The sequence below is a fragment of the Streptomyces sp. NPDC053432 genome (genome assembly GCF_055585365.1).
This window is the reverse complement of sequence record NZ_JBVJKF010000011.1, coordinates 40,479-55,523: the sequence shown is the minus strand read 5'-3', so window position 1 is coordinate 55,523 and position 15,045 is coordinate 40,479. Positions and strand designations below refer to the sequence as shown.

Here is a 15,045-nt window from a genome sequence, read left to right as displayed (position 1 = left end):
CGCACACCGTCTGACAGGAGAGCCCGATGCTCGTCCAGCACCGAACCCCCGACCGCGTCGCGGCGAGGCCGACGGGCGCGCTCGCCCCGGCCCGCTCCTACCTCCTCGTCGACCCCGCGCGCCCACCCGGCCTCCCGGGCCTGTGCTCGCGGGCCGATGTCGTGGTCATAGACACCGGCACCTGCGCGGAGCGGGACGGTACGACCGCCGCGGTAAGTGCGACGCTCGCCCTGCTCGGGGCGAGCCGTTCGGACCCCGGACGTCCGCTCTGGGTGCGGCTGCCGCCGGCTGCCGGGCTTCCGGACGGCTGCCTGGACGAGCTGGCCGGCCTGGTCGGGGGCCTGGTGCTGCCCGGTATCCGCACCGCCGGGGACGTCGCCGCGTTCACCCGCACCCTCGACGACACTCACCCCACCCCGGTGATCGCCGTTTTCGACGAGGCGACGGGATGGGCCGAGGTCGAGCGGGTCGCGAGCCACCCGCTGGTGGCACGCCTCGCGGCGGCCCGTCCGCAGGCGCGCCGCAACCTGCCGCAGGCATCGCAGGCGCAGGGGCTGCCCTGGCCCGTGAACCGGATGCACCCCGAGCCCCTGGACAGCTGCGCACTCATGCATGACGCCGTCATCGCCCGGTGTGAGGGCTTCGGAGGCCAGTGCGTGTCGGTGCCCGCGCTGGTGACCGATGTGGACCGGCTGTACCGGGAACCCGGCGCCGAGTGACCGCGGGGCTGCGACGTAGGCGGCACACGGCCCCTGTTCCCGTCGGCTGCCGCTGGGGGCGGCCGTACGGGGGACGCCCGGCCGGGGGAGATCCCGCGCCGGGCGTCCGCCGTGTGCGCCGAGGGCCTCAGAAGGCGCCGCCCGAACTGCTCACGTCGGGCCTGTACGAGGAGGACGGACGGGGGGCCGTGCCGGGGGCGGCGAGGGGCAGGCCGGCGGAGCCGGTCCGTACGGCCGGTGCGGTGGACCCGGTCCCCGCACGGCCTGTGTACGAGGTCTCGGTCGGGTGCCGGGCCGCGGGGGCGTCCCCCGTCAGCCCGGCCGTCCGCGCGGCCGGGCGTTCGGCGCCCGGGACGGTGCGCTCGATGCGCAGTACGAGGTTGCGGCCATGCCGGTCGCCGGGCCGGTCCTGGTTCTGGCTGCGCACGACCTGGGACTCGACGGGACCCGTGCGCTCCCACTTGCCGCGCACGGCACGGACGTTGCGGCTCCAGGCCCCCTCGTGCAGGTGCTCCAGCTCCAGATCGAAGCTCGGCGCTTCGACCAGCTGCTCCGAGCCCACGGTGCCCGGGATCTCGATCCGTCGCCCGCTGCCCCGGCGCAGGGTTACCACGGCCCGCTGCGGGCAGTCGGCGTCCACCCCGGTCACGGTGATCCGGCAGGGGCCCTCGAACCAGGCCATGGTCAGTCCTCCTCGTGTCCGAGGCCCCCGGTGCGACGGCCCTCGCCCTTGGTGGAACGGCCGGGGACGCGCCCCGGGTTCGGCTCGGACAGGGTGGGGCGGTGCACCACTCCTCCGGGCCGCCGCGAGCGGGGTGCGGATCACCGGCCGGTCACCTGGCCGCGGGCTCCGCGAACCCGAGCCCCACGAGCGCCGCCAGCTCGTAGTAGGCGGCGCGGGTCTGCTTGCGCAGCCGTCCGAGTTCCACTTCGGCTCCCTGGGCCAGATGGGCGTCGAACGGAATCGCCACGACGCCCCGGCACCGCGAGGCGAAGTGGGCGATCACGTCCTCCTCGCGCACCAGCCGCCCGGAGTCCCGGACGCGTGAGATCACCGTCACGGACCTCTCCACCAGCCCGCGCAGACCGTGCGCCTCCAGCCAGTCCATCGTCATGCTCGCGCTCGTGGCGCCGTCCACGCTCGCCGTGGCCACGATCACGAGCTGGTCCGCCAGTTCGAGCACACCGCGCATCGCGCTGTACAGCAGCCCGGTGCCCGAGTCGGTGAGGACGATGGGGAACTGGCCGCTGAGCACGTCCATCACCCGCCGGTAGTCCTCGTCGCCGAAGGTCCGGGACACCGCCGGGTCGGAGTCGTTCGCCAGGACCTCCAGCCCGCTCTTGCCCTGCGAGGTGAACCGGCGTATGTCCATGTACGTACGGATCTCGGGCAGCGCCGTCACGAAGGTGCGGATCGTGGCCCGCGTCTGGCGCGGCACCCGCCGGCCCAGCGTCCCCGAGTCGGGGTTGGCGTCGAGGGCGAGCACCCGGTCCGAACGCTCCGCCGCCAGGATGGAACCGAGCACCGTCGTGGTCGTCGTCTTGCTGACACCGCCCTTCAAGCTGATCACCGCGATCCGGTGGCAGCGGTTCAGGGGGGTGCGGATCGCCTCCAGCCGCGCCTGGTCCGAGCGGCCGCCACCTCGCCGTGCGCCCAGCCCGTCCAAGGTCCAGCGCGGGCCGCGCGGGCGGCGCAGGAGACGCTCCGAGGAGAGTTCGAGGTCGGCGGCCCGGCCCAGTTCGATCACCGGTGCGGTGGACGCGGGCTCCCGGTCGGGCGGGGCTGCGGGCACCGACGGGGGCGGGACTTCGGGCGCGGGCGCCGGTCGGGCCGGGACTTCGGGCGAGGGAGCCGACAGGGACGCCGCTCCGGGCGCCGGTGCCGATGAGTGAGGGGCGTCGGGCGGCGGCGGTCCGGCCAGAAGGGTGTGCGCCGCCCCGGTCGGCGCCGTTGCCGGGGCTTCCACCTCGGCCGGCGGGCCGTAGTCGGGAGCCTGCTCCCAACTCCACCGCCCCTCCGGGTCGTTCATCCTGCCCACCACGACCGTCATGGCCGTCCTCCTTCGTCAGGGCGCGCGTCCGGCGCCCGCCCGCGCATCCCGGCATCCGTGTCAACGCGCTCCGGGATCCCGCGGGTTCACCGGTCGGCCGTCGGGGTGCTCTCGGGGAGACGCTCGCGGCCGGCGTCGCCACCTGCCTGGTGAGGCGGCCGGGGCGTGCCGCCGCCGGAGACGGGGGAGCATCCGGCGGCGGCGGTCCGGCGGCGGGGAGCGGAGGGGTTTGCCCTCGCCGCCGGGCGGGCGAGGGCGCCGGTGGTCCAGCCGTGTCCGAACGGCGGCCGAGGCCCTCGACCAGCTGAACGGATCAGCGGGCCACCCGGGTTCATCCGATGCCGGAGGCGACGTGCTCAGACCGGTGTCCGCCCCGGCACCGCGAATTGGGTCCGCAGCATGCCGTACGTCTGCGCCGGCGCTCCGAGTGCGTCGAGTCCGAGCAGGGCCGCTCCCATTACGGGCGGCGCCGTGATCACGGACGGCCGGAGGCCAGGAGCCTGGGCGGAGAGCAGCTCCCGGATCCGGTCGTTCAGCAGGGGGTGCCGGGCCGCGAGGATCCCGCCCCCCAGGAACAGCGGCAGTGGTGACTGCTGCGGCCCGAGCCTCCTGAGCGTGGCCGTCGCCAGCAGCACGATCTCCTCGGCCTGGCGCAGGACGAGGGAACGGGCGATCGCATCGCCCGCCTCCGCGGCCCGGAACAGCACCGGCACCATCTCGTACCGGCGGGTGTCCGGAATCCTGCGCAGGTGCAGTGCGGAGATCAGCGCCATCATGCTCGGCAGACCGAAGTGCCCGGGCAGTTCACGTGCCAGGACCGTGGCCTCGCCCCGGCCGTCCTCGGCGCGTGCCGCGTGCCACAGCGCCTCCTCGGCCAGTTGCCCGCCTCCGCCCCAGTCCCCGGAGTACGTGCCGACCGCGGGGAACCAGACGGTACGGCCGTCACCGGCGAGCCCGACGCAGTTGATGCCGGCGCCGCACACCACGGCGAGACCGGCGCCGCCGGTGTCCGGCAAGCCGGCCCGCAGCACCGCGAACGTGTCGTTGTAGACCCTCGCGGTCGCTCCCCAGCCGCGCTCCCGCAGCGCCAGCGTGAGCTCCAGCTCCTGTCGCGGCAGGTCGACGTTGGACAGGCAGGCCGACACGTGCCCCACCGGCAGCGGGGGCTCGCCGCCGCCCCGGCGCGTCACGTCCAGCACCAGCCCGGCCAGGGCGTCCAGCGCCGCCGGGACACCCGTCGCGTGCGCGTTGAATCCGCCGCCCCGGCTCGTGGCCAGCAGGCGGCCCGACGTATCGATCAAAGACACCTCGGTCTTGCTGTTCCCGGCATCCACAGCCAGCAGCACTGCGCTCCTCCTCCGGCCCGTCCGCGACGCCTGGTGGGTTCCGTCCGCTCCGACCGGCCGTGCTCAGGCGGCGGTCCGCACGCCCGCTGCTTCCAGCATCGGGCGCAGCGCCCGGACCGCCACGAAGTTGCGGGACTTGACGGTTCCCACGGGGATGCCCAGTACCTGCGACGCCTGCGCCATGGAACGGCCCTTCAGATAGAGCTCCACCAGCACGTCACGGTGGTGTGCGGGGAGCCGGTGGAGCAACTGCTCGACGTCGAGGAAGCTGAGCACTTCCTCGTAGGCGTCTCCGGGAGCGACCGGCTCCTGGGGAGGCTCGTTCCACACCTCGCGCGGCCGGGTGACGACCCGGCGGTGCTTGTCGATGGCGATGCGCCGGGCCACGGTGGCGAGCCAGGGGCGGCATTCCTGCAGCCTGTCGGGGGACGCGAGGCTTTCGGGGTGCTGCCAGGCGCGGGTCATCGCTTCCTGGAGTATGTCCTCGGCCAGCCCCCGGTCCCCGCTTGTGATCTTCATCAGGGACCGCATCAGGTATCCGCCGTGCAGGCGGTAGAGCTCGCTGATGATGTCGTCTGCGGCGTGCGGCATGTTCCCGGTCTCCCGTCGGTCCTCGAAGCCGTCGACTTCGCTGACCCGAGAGTGAGGTGCGCGGCCAACGGCCCGCCAACGTCTCCCCAACGGCTTCATCTCCGGTGTGCCATAGGAGGGTTGGGGTTGTCAGGCGAGGCGTCGCAGCATGCCTTCGAGTGCCGTCAGGCCCTCGTCCCCCTGGCGCTCGATCAGCAGGGCGACCCAGTCCGCGGCCGTCGAGCGTTCTTCGGCGGTCCAGCCGGGCGCGGAGGGGTGTTCGTCGATGAAGAAGGCCGACGCGATACGGCATGCCTGTGCGAAACGCTCCTCCCCGACCTCCTCGCGGACGCGGGCGGGCAGCCGGTCCGCCGACGCCGGGATCCGAAGGCCCGGCCGCAGCCGCAGAACGAGCCGCTGGGCGGCCTCCACCACCGTGCGCGCGTCGGCGTGCGGCACCCCGGGCCCCTGCTCGGCGCCGGGCGCGGCACCGCCGCGGGAAGCGTCGGTGTCCGCGACCACGTGAAGAGCCCTGTGCGGGGGCGCTCCCATGACACTGCCTCCCAACTGTGCACTCGACGGGGCGAGTGCCGGCCCTGGCCGTGGGTCGCGGACCGTTCCGGGCGGCCCTCGGGCCGTGGTGGGGCGCGCAGGCCTCTTCGCCCTGGGTCACGGCCCGGGCCCCCTGCCGGGTTCGGCCGGAGAGTCCCGTGGCCCCGGCGCCTACCGGGAACCGCCGTCCTTCCGTTCACCGGAGCTCACGGAAAGGGTCTGATGCTTTTCGGGTTCCGCGCATAGGGTGCTGCCCCACCCTCGGGATCGACCCGTCCCCACGAGCGGCAGAAAGACACTTCCATGCATGAAAAGCGCTCATTCATCCAGATGTCCGTCGGAATGGCGGTCGCCGCGGCGCTGGCGTTCACCAGCGCCTGTACCGGTCAGGCCGGCGCCCCCGTCCAGGAATCCCGCGGCGGGCCCACGACCATCGATTTCTGGCACGGCTGGAGCGCCCCGCACGAGGTGAAAGCGGTCGAGGACAATATCGCCCGCTTCGAGAAGTCCCACCCCGGCATCAAGGTCCGGGTCACGGGCAACATCTCCGACGACAAGCTGAACCAGGCATTGCGGGCCGGCGGCGACAAGGCACCGGACGTGGTGTCGTCCTTCGCCACCAACATCGTGGGGAAGTTCTGCTCCTCCGGAATTCTCGCCGACCTCGGCCCCTTCTTCGAGAAGGCGGGCATGGAGAAAGAGAAGATAATCCCGCCCAACCTGCTGCGCTACACCCAATACCAGGGCAACCAGTGCACGCTGCCGCTGCTGGGCGACGCGTACGGCCTCTACTACAACAAGGACGCCTTCAGGGCCGCCGGCATCAGCGAACCGCCCAGGACCTGGACCGAGTTCGCCCAGGTCGCGGAGAAGCTGACCAAGGTGAAGGACGACGGCTACGAGCAGCTGGGCTTCATGCCCACCTTCCACGGTTACGAGACGACCCCGATGCAGTACGTCGCCCAGTGGGGGCCGGTGGCCTACTTCGACGGCTCGGGGAAGTCCACGATCGCCCGGGACCCGGCGTTCGCGCAGATGTACACCTTCCAGAAGCAGCTCGTCGACCGCCTCGGCGGCTACCAGCGCCTGGAGAAGTACCGGTCCTCGTTCGGTGACGAATGGGGAGCCGAGCACCCCTTCCACAAGGGGCAGGTGGCCATGCAGCTGGACGGCGAGTGGCGGCTGGCCATGGCCAGGGAAGCGGGCACGGCGTTCGAGATCGGCACCGCACCGATGCCGGTCCCCGACGCCCAGAGCGCCGACTACGGCAAGGGCTACGTGAGCGGCACCATCATCGGCCTGTCGGCCCGCAGCACACAGCAGCAGGCGGCATGGGAACTGCTGCGGTACCTGGCCACGGACACCGAGGCCGTGGTGTCCTTCGCCAACGCCATCCACAACGTCCCCTCGACCTTCGAGGCGCAGAACTCGCCCGCCCTGGACCCCGACCCGGCGTTCCGCACCTTCCTGGACATCGCCCGGCACCCCAAGTCCAGCACGGTCGCCACACAGCCCGACGGCGGCCAGTACCAGCTCACCTTGCAGGACTTCGGCTACGCGCACGAGAAGGGCGACGTGCCCGACCTCCAGGCCGGTCTGCGCAGGACCGCGGAGCAGATCGACACCGACATCGCCAAGGCCCGGTAGCCGCAAGGGGGGTGCGGCCCGGCGGCCCGGCGGCCCGTGCCGCCGGGCCGCAGCCGACAGCTCACACGTGGAGCGGTTCCCGCGTGGCCGGCTCCAGCCGGCCGCGCAGCAGCCCCGCCGCACGCCGGTTCTCCTCGGCCTCGGCAGCCAGCCCGAGCTTCTCCGTCACCTCCGCCAGATGTTCGAGCACGGCCATCTCCCCGGCGATGAACTTCTCCGCGCGGGCCATGGCGAGCCCCTCCTCCAGCAGGCGCAGCGCCGCCCGCAGATCACCGGTCCGGCACAGCGCCACTCCCTGTACGTCGCACAGCAGCACCCCCGTCAGACCGCGCGGGCCGGGCAGCGACCGGGCCCGCTCCGCGTGGACCAGTGCCTGCCCGGGGGCCCCCTGGTCCAGGCAGAGCCGCGCCATGTGGTGGAGGGCGAGCGCGGCCGTGCCGTAGTCGAGGATGCGTTCGGAGACCTGGGCGGCCTCGTTGTACGCCGCCACCGCCTCCTCGTGCCTCCCGCGCGCGGCCTGGGCCAGCCCCAGGTTGATCAGCGCCTGCGCCAGATCGCAGTCGTCGCCCGTCCGCAGGGCCAGCTCACGCGATCGTTCCAGAAGCGGGACCGCCTCCTCGGCCCGGCCCGCCTCGACGGTGGCCCAGCCCAGCAGGTTCGCCACCCGGGTCTCCGCCCTCGGATCACCCGTCGCACGAGCGGCGCGCAGGCCGTGGCTCACCACCGGAATCCAGTCGCGGTGGCTCTGCCATGTCAGCAGCGGCCACACCAGCACGGTCAGACGCCACGCCCGGCCACCCTCCCCGGCACGGGTGCCGGCCTCGATCGCCGCGCAGAGCATGGCCGATTCGGCCGCGTACCAGTCCAGCACCGTACGCCGGTCGTCGAGCGCGGGCAGGGCCCGCGGACCCTCGCACCAGTCCGGCAGGTCGCAGCAGGGCCGGCCGGCCGGGTCGTACGTCCGGGAGGCCGCGTACGCCGCGTGCAGGTAGAAGTCGAGCAGACCGCGCAGCCGGTCCTCCCGTCCTTCGGCCCCGTACTCCCGCGAGAACAGCTGGACGAGATCGTGGCAGGAGTAGCGGCCGGCCGAACGCTCCTCCACCAGATGCGCGCCCGCCAGGACGCCCAGCGCCCGGCGGGCCGCGGCGAGCGGCATCCGGCACGCGGCCGCGACGGACAGGGCGGTGAAATCGCCCCCGGGCACCACGCTGAGCGCCGAGAACACCGCCTGCGCCTCGCCGTCGAGCGCCCGGACGCTCAGCGTAAGGGCCGCGGTGATGTCGGCGTCCTCGATGGAGAGGGCCGCGAGCCGCTGCTGTTCGTCCCCGAGTTCGTCGGCGACCGACCGCAGGGACCAGTGGGGGTGTCCGGCCAGCCGGGCGGCAGTGATCCGCAGCGCCAGCGGGAGCCCGCTGCACAGCCGGACCAGTTCCAGGGCGGCGCCGGGCTCCTGCCCGATCCGGTCGTCGCCGAGCGCGGCCCGGAGAAGATCCAGTCCCTCGTCCTCGTCCAGCAGGCCGACCGGGACCAGGGCCGCCCCGTCCAGGGCGAGCAGGCCGTCCAGCCGGAGCCGGCTGGTCACGATGACCGCCGACCCGTTGCCGGCCGACAGCAGCGGGCGCACCTGCGCGGACTCCCGCGCGTCGTCCAGCAGGATCAGCAGCCGGCGCCTCGCCACCATCGACCGGTACAGGGCCTGCGCGGCGGTCGGGTCGTCCGGAATGGAGTGCTGCGGTACGCCCAGGGCCAGCAGGAACCCGTTGACCACCACGGACGGATCCACCGGGGCCGAACCGTCGAAGCCGTGGAGATCGGCGAACAGCTGCCCGTCGGGGTAGTCGCCGACACGTGCGTGGGCCCAGCTCAGGGCGAGGGAGGTCTTGCCGACCCCGGCCTGACCGACGACCAGGGCGAGCCCCTGGGCACCCGGGGCCAGCGCCCGCTCCACGGAACGGAACTCGCCCGTCCGACCGACGAAGCCGGCCGGGGTGCGCGGGAGCTGGGCCGGGCGGACCCGGGCCACCGGGGCGGAGGCCGGGGCCTGCCCGGCCGGGCCGGAGGGCGCCGCATCGCGCGCGGGCCCGGACCGGGACCGTACCGAGCCGGCGGCCTTCACGTCCCGCGCCGCGGGGTCCGCCACCGACCGCCCGGCGGGCACGGCGGGACCGGAGGGCACGGAGCCGAGCAGGCCCGTGAACACCGCCTGGAGCCGGTCCCCCGGCGAGACGCCGAGGTCCGCCTTCAGCCTCCTGCGGGTCACGTCGTAGAGGGCCAGCGCCTCCGCCTGCCGGCCCTCCTGCTGGTGGCAGAGCATCAGCAGTCGCACCAGGGATTCCCGCAGCGGGTTCTCCTCGACGGCCTCGGCCAGCCGGGGCACGGCCGCCGCCCCCTGTCCGGCCCGCAGCAGCCGCTCGCCCAGCAGTTCCAGGGCGCGCAGCCGTGCCTGCTCCAGTCGCGCCCCCGCACCCCCGCGCAGCGATTCCGACTCGCAGTCCTCCAGTGCCGGGCCACGCCACAGGTCGAGCGCCGAGCCCAGCAGCCGGATGCCCTCGTCGTCCGACGCGTCCCGCGACGCCGCCACGAGGTCCTGCATGTGGTGCACGTCCACCCGGCTGCGCTCCGCCATCAGCGCGTACCCGGGAGCCCGGGTCACCAGCCTGATGGTGTCGCCGTCGAGACGGCCGCGCAGACTGGCGACATGTCCTTGGAGCGCCGCTCTGGCGCTCGGCGGCGGCGCCTCGTCCCACACCAGGTCCAGCAACCGCTCCACCGGAACGACCCGGTTGAGGTTCAGCGCGAGCGAGGCCAGCACCGCCCTGCGTCTGGCACCACCGAGGGCCACGGATTCGCCGTTGTCGCGGCGCAATTCCGATGGCCCAAGGAGCAGCAATCTCATGTTCCCCACCTTCACCAGCCGCCTCGCGAAGCGCGTGGGACCACCACCCCGAAACCCGCCGCAGTGGTGCGGGCGCATCGGCGCGGTGCCGGCGACTGCGACTGGATGGGCCACCGTATCAGCCCCTGAGAAAACCGAGCCAGGAGCAGAAATCGCTGATTCCGCACAAAATCTCCACGGGCCGGCTCACGCCCGGCTCATTCCGGTCACACGTACCGGTGCACACGGCGGTTCAGACTTCAGCGGCCGTATACGACTTCGACCGGAACGCTGTGCGGCGCGCCGCATTCCTGGGGGTGAACTCGGCGAAAAAAGGTCGGTGCCGGGCGGGGCGTTTCGCTTCCGTTCGCGGGTGCCCGGCAGAGGTGAAGTCCTTTCTGGCAAGGCGCCGGCGGCGGATACGGGTTCCCTCGGAATGCCGCTCGGTGGCCGGATCCTTTTCCTGCCGGTGCGTGCGGGGCGGCCCCGCGGGCCCGCGGAGAATCCGGCGGATCAGAGCAGGGCGGAACGACGGCCCGTGTCCTGCGCGGGGGGCTCGTAGGAGCCGGGGCGCCACTTCCTCCGCCGGCCCCCCGAAAGCACCGCGCCGACCGCGGCCACGCCCGCCACCATGGCGAAGGCGACAGCGGAAACCAGCCAGGCCGGCCCCGCAGCCGAAGGCCCGGGGTCCGGCGGCATCGCCACGCCGGAGGCCGGAGCCCGGACGCCGCCGGACGTGCCCGCCGCCCCGTCCCGGGACTCCTCGGGGAGCGCCGCGGTGACGGACGCCACCAGGTCCACGGGCCCGTATCCCCGGGATGAGCCCTGCGGGCGTCCGCCGGACCAGGACGCGGTGGCCCGCAGCCGGTGGGCGAGCGCCTCACCGCTGAGTTCCGGCCGGTGTCCGAGCACGAGCGCCGCGGTGCCGGCGACCAGCGCGGCGGCGTAACTCGGCCCGGACGCCGTGAAATGTCCCTTCCCCCCGGGCCCGGGGCCCATCATCGCCTCACCCGGTGCCGTCAGGTCCGTACGCCCGACGACCCGCTGCCCGACCGGGTCCCCGCTCGGGCCGGTCGCGGCCACCGACAGCACCTGGGGATGGGCCGCCGGGAAGGCGGCGCCCCCGCCGTCCCCGTCCGGAGCCGCCGGAGCGATCACGACGGCGCCCCTGGAGACGGCGTACCGGACGGAGTCCGCGAGCGCCGGGCTGTCCGTGTCCGCGACCGCCATCACGGCGATCACCCGGGCGCCGCCGTCCGCCGCCACCCGGATTCCCCAACCCAGTTGGTCGGGGCCGGCGTTCCCGCGCCGGTCGGTGACCGGGACGTCCAGGATCCGGGCCCGCGGGGCCACACCCGCGAAACCCGTTCCCGGACTGCGCGCCCCGGCGATCAGTCCTGCGGTGAAGGTGCCGTGCCCCGTGCAGTCCAGGGCCGGGCCGCCGTCGGTCCGGCGAGGCGCCCGGCCGAGGCGGCCGTCCAGCAGGCCCGCGGCGTCGTCCACGCCCGAGCCGACCACCGCGACGGTGACCCCCTCACCCTCGGTCAGCGGCCAGACCGTCTCCGGCCGTAGATACGTCTGCGGCCAGGGCACCCGCGAGCTGACGCGGTCCGACGGCGTGCGGCACTCGTCGGTGGACAGCCGCTGGGAGACGGTGGGCAGGGAGGCCGGTTCCGTCCCCGCTGCGGGCGAACCCGTGGCCGCGGGCGCGGCCGTCCCGGGCCCCGGGGCGCCGGGCCCCGGAGCAGCGGCCGTGGCGGACGGCGCGGCCAGCACGAGCACCCCGCACGCCAGGGCAGCCGTCCGCCCGACGCGCCCCCGGCCGGCCGGGGTCATGCTGTGCCCCCCGACGCCGCGTCCGGGGGAACGTCCTCGGGCAGCAGCAGGCTGAGCCGGGCCACGTCGTCGACGTCCAGGTCGAGCCTGCTGAGCCGGCCGGCCTGCCGGGTGATCATCGTCTCCAGCGTCCGGCGCGCGAAGCGGCCGTTGCCGAAGTTCCGGTCGCGCGGCACCGAGGCGAACAGCCCGCCGAGCGCCGCCAGCGTTTCCGGCGGGCACTCGTATCCGGTCTTCTCCGCCTGTGTCCGTACGATCTGCACGAGTTCGGCATCCGTGTAGTGGTCGAAGGCGACCGAACGTGAGAACCGGGAGGCCAGGCCCGGATTGGAGTCCAGGAAACCCCGCATCTCCTCCGCGTACCCCGCGACGATGACCACCACCTCGTCCCGGTGGTCCTCCATCAGCTTCATCAGCGTGTCCACGGCCTCCTGGCCGAAGTCGTTGCCGCTGCCGCCGCGCGGAGTCAGCGTGTACGCCTCGTCGATGAACAGCACACCGCCGCGCGCCCTGTCGAAAGCCTCCTTCGTCAGCTGAGCGGTGTGGCCGACGAACCGGCCCACCAGGTCGGCCCGGGCGGTCTCGACCAGCTGACCCCCGGGCAGTACGCCCAGCTCCGAGAGCAACTGCCCGTAGAGCCGGGCCACCGTCGTCTTCCCGGTACCGGGCGGCCCCGAGAACACCAGGTGGTGGCTGATCGTGGCGGTCGGCAGCCCCGCCTCCTTCCGCCGGTTCACGTGCCTGATCAGGTTGACGAGGTCCTCGACCTGCTCCTTCGCCGCCGGCAGGCCGATCATCCCGCGCAGCTCGTCCAGGAGTTCCGTCTTCCGCTCCGGCGGCGCGCCGCCGCCGGCCGCCACGACCGCCGCGGCACCCCCGACGTCCTGCGGGCGCAGCAGCGCCAGGTCCGCGTGCGCGATCTCGGGGAGTCCGGCCAGCCGGGACGCCTGCCGGTCCACCATTTCCTCGAACACCTTCCGCGCCGCACGGCCGTTGCCGAAGTCGGCGCCCTTGGCCACCTTCGCGAAGTGGGCCCCGAGCGCCTCACGGGTGCCGTCGGCCAGTTCGTAGCCGTGCGAGGCCGCCGCCATCGCCACGATCGTCGTCAGCTCGTCGTCCGTGTAGTTCTCGAACTCCACCGTCCGGCTGAACCGGGACGCGAGGCCGGGGTTGGAGTCGAGGAAGCCCCGCATCTCCCCCGAGTAGCCGGCCACGATGACCACGACCTCGTCGCGGTGGTCCTCCATCAGCTTGACGAGGGTGTCGATGGCCTCCCGCCCGAAGTCCGGGCCGCTGCCTCCGCCGCCCTGCGAGAGGGTGTAGGCCTCGTCGACGAACAGCACCCCGCCGAGCGCCTTGTTGAAGACCTCGGTAGTCTTGATCGCCGTACCGCCGATGACCGACGCCACCAGGTCCGCGCGCGCCACTTCGACCAGGTGGCCCGACGGCAGGACGTCCAGCTCGGCGAGGATCGAGCCGTACAGCCGGGCCACCGTGGTCTTACCCGTACCGGGAGGGCCCGCGAAGATCAGATGGCGGCTCATCGGCAGGGCCGGCATCCCCGCCAGCTCCCGCCGCCGCGCCAGGCTGTTGAGGTTCACCAGGGTGGCGACCTGCTCCTTCACCCCGTCCAGGCCGACCAGGGCCTTCAGGGCCTCCAGCGGCCCCCGCCGCTCCGGCGGCCCGGCCGGGGACCCCGTCGGCGCATCCGCGCCGGACTCCCCGCCGGAGCCGGGCGTCCCGTCCGCCCCGGCCGTCCCGGCGAGGCCCCGGTCGCCCGGGCGGACGGAACCGCCGAGGGGCGCGGCCCCCGCTCCGCCGTGCGCGTCCGGCAGCTCGTTGGCGAAACTCGTCAGGTTCTCCACGGCCACCCGGTCCGAGTGTTCCAGCTGTCGCAGGCCCGAGCCGCGGTTGCCGGAGACCGTGCAGTCGAACACCCGCACCGCCTCAACGGAGTCGATCCGGATGCCGTCGGCCGAGTTGTCCACGGCCTCGCACCGGGTGAGGGTGGCCCGGGCACCGGCCGCGATCCTGATGCCGTGCCGCCGGGACCCCCGGGCCCGGGTCCGCGTGGCGGTCAGCTCGCCGCCGTTTTCGACGAGCACGCCCTCGGCGGGTGACGCGGTCGCGTCACAGTCGCGCAGTACGGCCACTCCGCCGCCGCCGACCGAGATCGCCGCCGAACCGGAGTCCCGCACCGTCGTGTTGCCGGCGTACGCGTTGCCGCCGTCGGAGATCCGCAGGCCGGCCTGTCCGGTCCTGGAGATCTCCGAAGCCTCCAGCCGGCCCCGCCCGCCGCGCGTCACCTCCACACCCGGCCCGCGAACGTCCGACACGGTCACGCGCCGGAGCATCGGGTTGGCGCCCTCCAGCACGCGCACCCCGGCGCCGGCGCTGTCGCGCACCTCCAGCCGGTCGAAGTCCGGCGCGCTGTCCCCGGTCAGTTGGACCCCGGCCTCCTTGGCGTCCCGGACCGAGCACCGGCTGAACGACGGCCCCGAGGACTCCTCCACCCAGATGCCGCTGCCCTCGGCCGCGCCGACCTCGCACGCCTCGAAACTGCCCCGGGACCGGCCCGTCACGTGGATGCCGTTGCCCCTGGTACGCGAGGTACGACAGCGGCGCAGCACCGGATCGGTGCCCGCGGCCAGCGCGATGCCGTGGACCCTGGTGCCGGTCACCGCACAGTCCTCCACCACCACCCGGTCCGCCGAACTGATGTAGATGCCCAGCAGACAGTCGCGTACCGACGTGCGCACGACGCGGGTGACGCAGTTCTGCTCCAGCGCGATGGCGGGTTTGTCGGTGGCCGAGATCTCGCAGTCCTCCACCACCCCGCGGCCCTCGCCGTTGGCGACGACGCCGTTGCCGCGTGCGTCGCGCAGCACGCAGTTGCGGATGGTGGGATCGGCCCGCTCGCCGATGACCACCGCGGACGTACCCAGGTGCTCCACGACACAGCCCTCGATCACGCTGGTGCCGGAGGAGGTCTCCACGATCCCGGCGCCGCCGGGATTGGTCACCCGGCAGCCGCGCATCGCCAGCTCACCCTGCCCGCGCGTGAGCACGGCCGTCCAGGCGTTGCCCACCACCTCGCAGTCCTGGAAGGCCGCCTGACCGCGCGGAACGTCCACCGCGGGCAGTTCGTCGTCCTGACCCACCAGCACCAGGCCCGTCAGCTGTACGGCTTCCGCGACCACCTGGACCACCGTCCCCCGCCGGGGGGAGACCCGTACGGTTCCCTGGCCGTCCTCGGCGCTGATCGTCACCATCTTGCCGATGACGAGGTTCTCCTCGTACCGGCCCGGGCGGACCGAGATCACCGCGCCGCTGTCCGGCGCGGCCTCCAGCGCCTCGCCGATGGTGCGGAACAGTCGCCTGGACCCGCCGCCGTGCTGTGCTTGGGCGCACACGGTCAGCACCTGGCGCGACATGGCTGATGGTTCCTT

General features: G+C 73.7%; 10 protein-coding genes. 2 read left to right on the top strand and 8 right to left on the bottom strand.

Annotation, left to right across the window (positions count from 1 at the left end):
- Positions 1-26: 26 nt before the first annotated feature.
- Positions 27-719 carry a hypothetical protein gene (locus ACZ6Y1_RS19470; RefSeq protein WP_469630815.1) on the top strand — a complete coding sequence of 231 codons (693 nt, stop codon included), beginning with the start codon at positions 27-29 and terminating at the stop codon, positions 717-719.
- A 127-nt stretch (positions 720-846) separates the two neighbouring features.
- Here ACZ6Y1_RS19470 and ACZ6Y1_RS19465 read toward each other — a convergent pair whose 3' ends face one another.
- From ACZ6Y1_RS19465 to ACZ6Y1_RS19445, 5 genes are all read right to left on the bottom strand, one after another.
- Complete coding sequence (locus ACZ6Y1_RS19465) at positions 847-1,401, bottom strand: hypothetical protein (protein ID WP_469630813.1); 555 nt, start codon at positions 1,399-1,401, stop codon at positions 847-849.
- A gap of 151 nt (positions 1,402-1,552) precedes the next feature.
- Positions 1,553-2,770, bottom strand: a complete 1,218-nt coding sequence (locus ACZ6Y1_RS19460) for a MinD/ParA family ATP-binding protein (RefSeq protein WP_469630810.1) — start codon at positions 2,768-2,770, stop codon at positions 1,553-1,555.
- Between the two features lie 356 nt (positions 2,771-3,126).
- Entirely contained in the window at positions 3,127-4,116 is a 990-nt protein-coding gene (locus ACZ6Y1_RS19455; RefSeq protein ID WP_469630807.1) for an N-acetylglucosamine kinase, read from the bottom strand.
- A gap of 63 nt (positions 4,117-4,179) precedes the next feature.
- Entirely contained in the window at positions 4,180-4,707 is a 528-nt protein-coding gene (locus ACZ6Y1_RS19450) for a sigma-70 family RNA polymerase sigma factor (RefSeq protein ID WP_469630804.1), read from the bottom strand.
- Between the two features lie 129 nt (positions 4,708-4,836).
- Positions 4,837-5,238: a hypothetical protein gene (locus tag ACZ6Y1_RS19445; protein ID WP_469630802.1), complete on the bottom strand. Its 402-nt coding sequence runs from the start codon at positions 5,236-5,238 to the stop codon at positions 4,837-4,839.
- A gap of 303 nt (positions 5,239-5,541) precedes the next feature.
- On the opposite strand from ACZ6Y1_RS19445, the gene ACZ6Y1_RS19440 reads away from it, so the two are divergent.
- The gene (locus ACZ6Y1_RS19440) at positions 5,542-6,885 is read left to right on the top strand and encodes an ABC transporter substrate-binding protein (RefSeq protein ID WP_469630799.1); all 1,344 of its coding nucleotides are present in this window, start codon (positions 5,542-5,544) and stop codon (positions 6,883-6,885) included.
- 61 nt (positions 6,886-6,946) lie between these two features.
- On the opposite strand, the gene ACZ6Y1_RS19435 is transcribed toward ACZ6Y1_RS19440, so the two are convergent.
- The 3 genes from ACZ6Y1_RS19435 to ACZ6Y1_RS19425 all read right to left on the bottom strand — a co-directional run bounded on the left by ACZ6Y1_RS19435 (position 6,947) and on the right by ACZ6Y1_RS19425 (position 15,030).
- A complete protein-coding gene (locus tag ACZ6Y1_RS19435) occupies positions 6,947-9,781 on the bottom strand; it encodes an AfsR/SARP family transcriptional regulator (protein ID WP_469630796.1) in 2,835 nt (944 codons plus the stop codon).
- A 492-nt stretch (positions 9,782-10,273) separates the two neighbouring features.
- Positions 10,274-11,596 (bottom strand): S8 family serine peptidase, encoded by a 1,323-nt coding sequence (locus tag ACZ6Y1_RS19430; RefSeq protein ID WP_469630792.1) that lies wholly within the window; start codon positions 11,594-11,596, stop codon positions 10,274-10,276.
- The gene (locus ACZ6Y1_RS19425; protein ID WP_469630789.1) at positions 11,593-15,030 is read right to left on the bottom strand and encodes a right-handed parallel beta-helix repeat-containing protein; all 3,438 of its coding nucleotides are present in this window, start codon (positions 15,028-15,030) and stop codon (positions 11,593-11,595) included. Before ACZ6Y1_RS19425 ends, ACZ6Y1_RS19430 begins: the two co-directional genes overlap by 4 nt.
- Positions 15,031-15,045 lie beyond the last annotated feature (15 nt).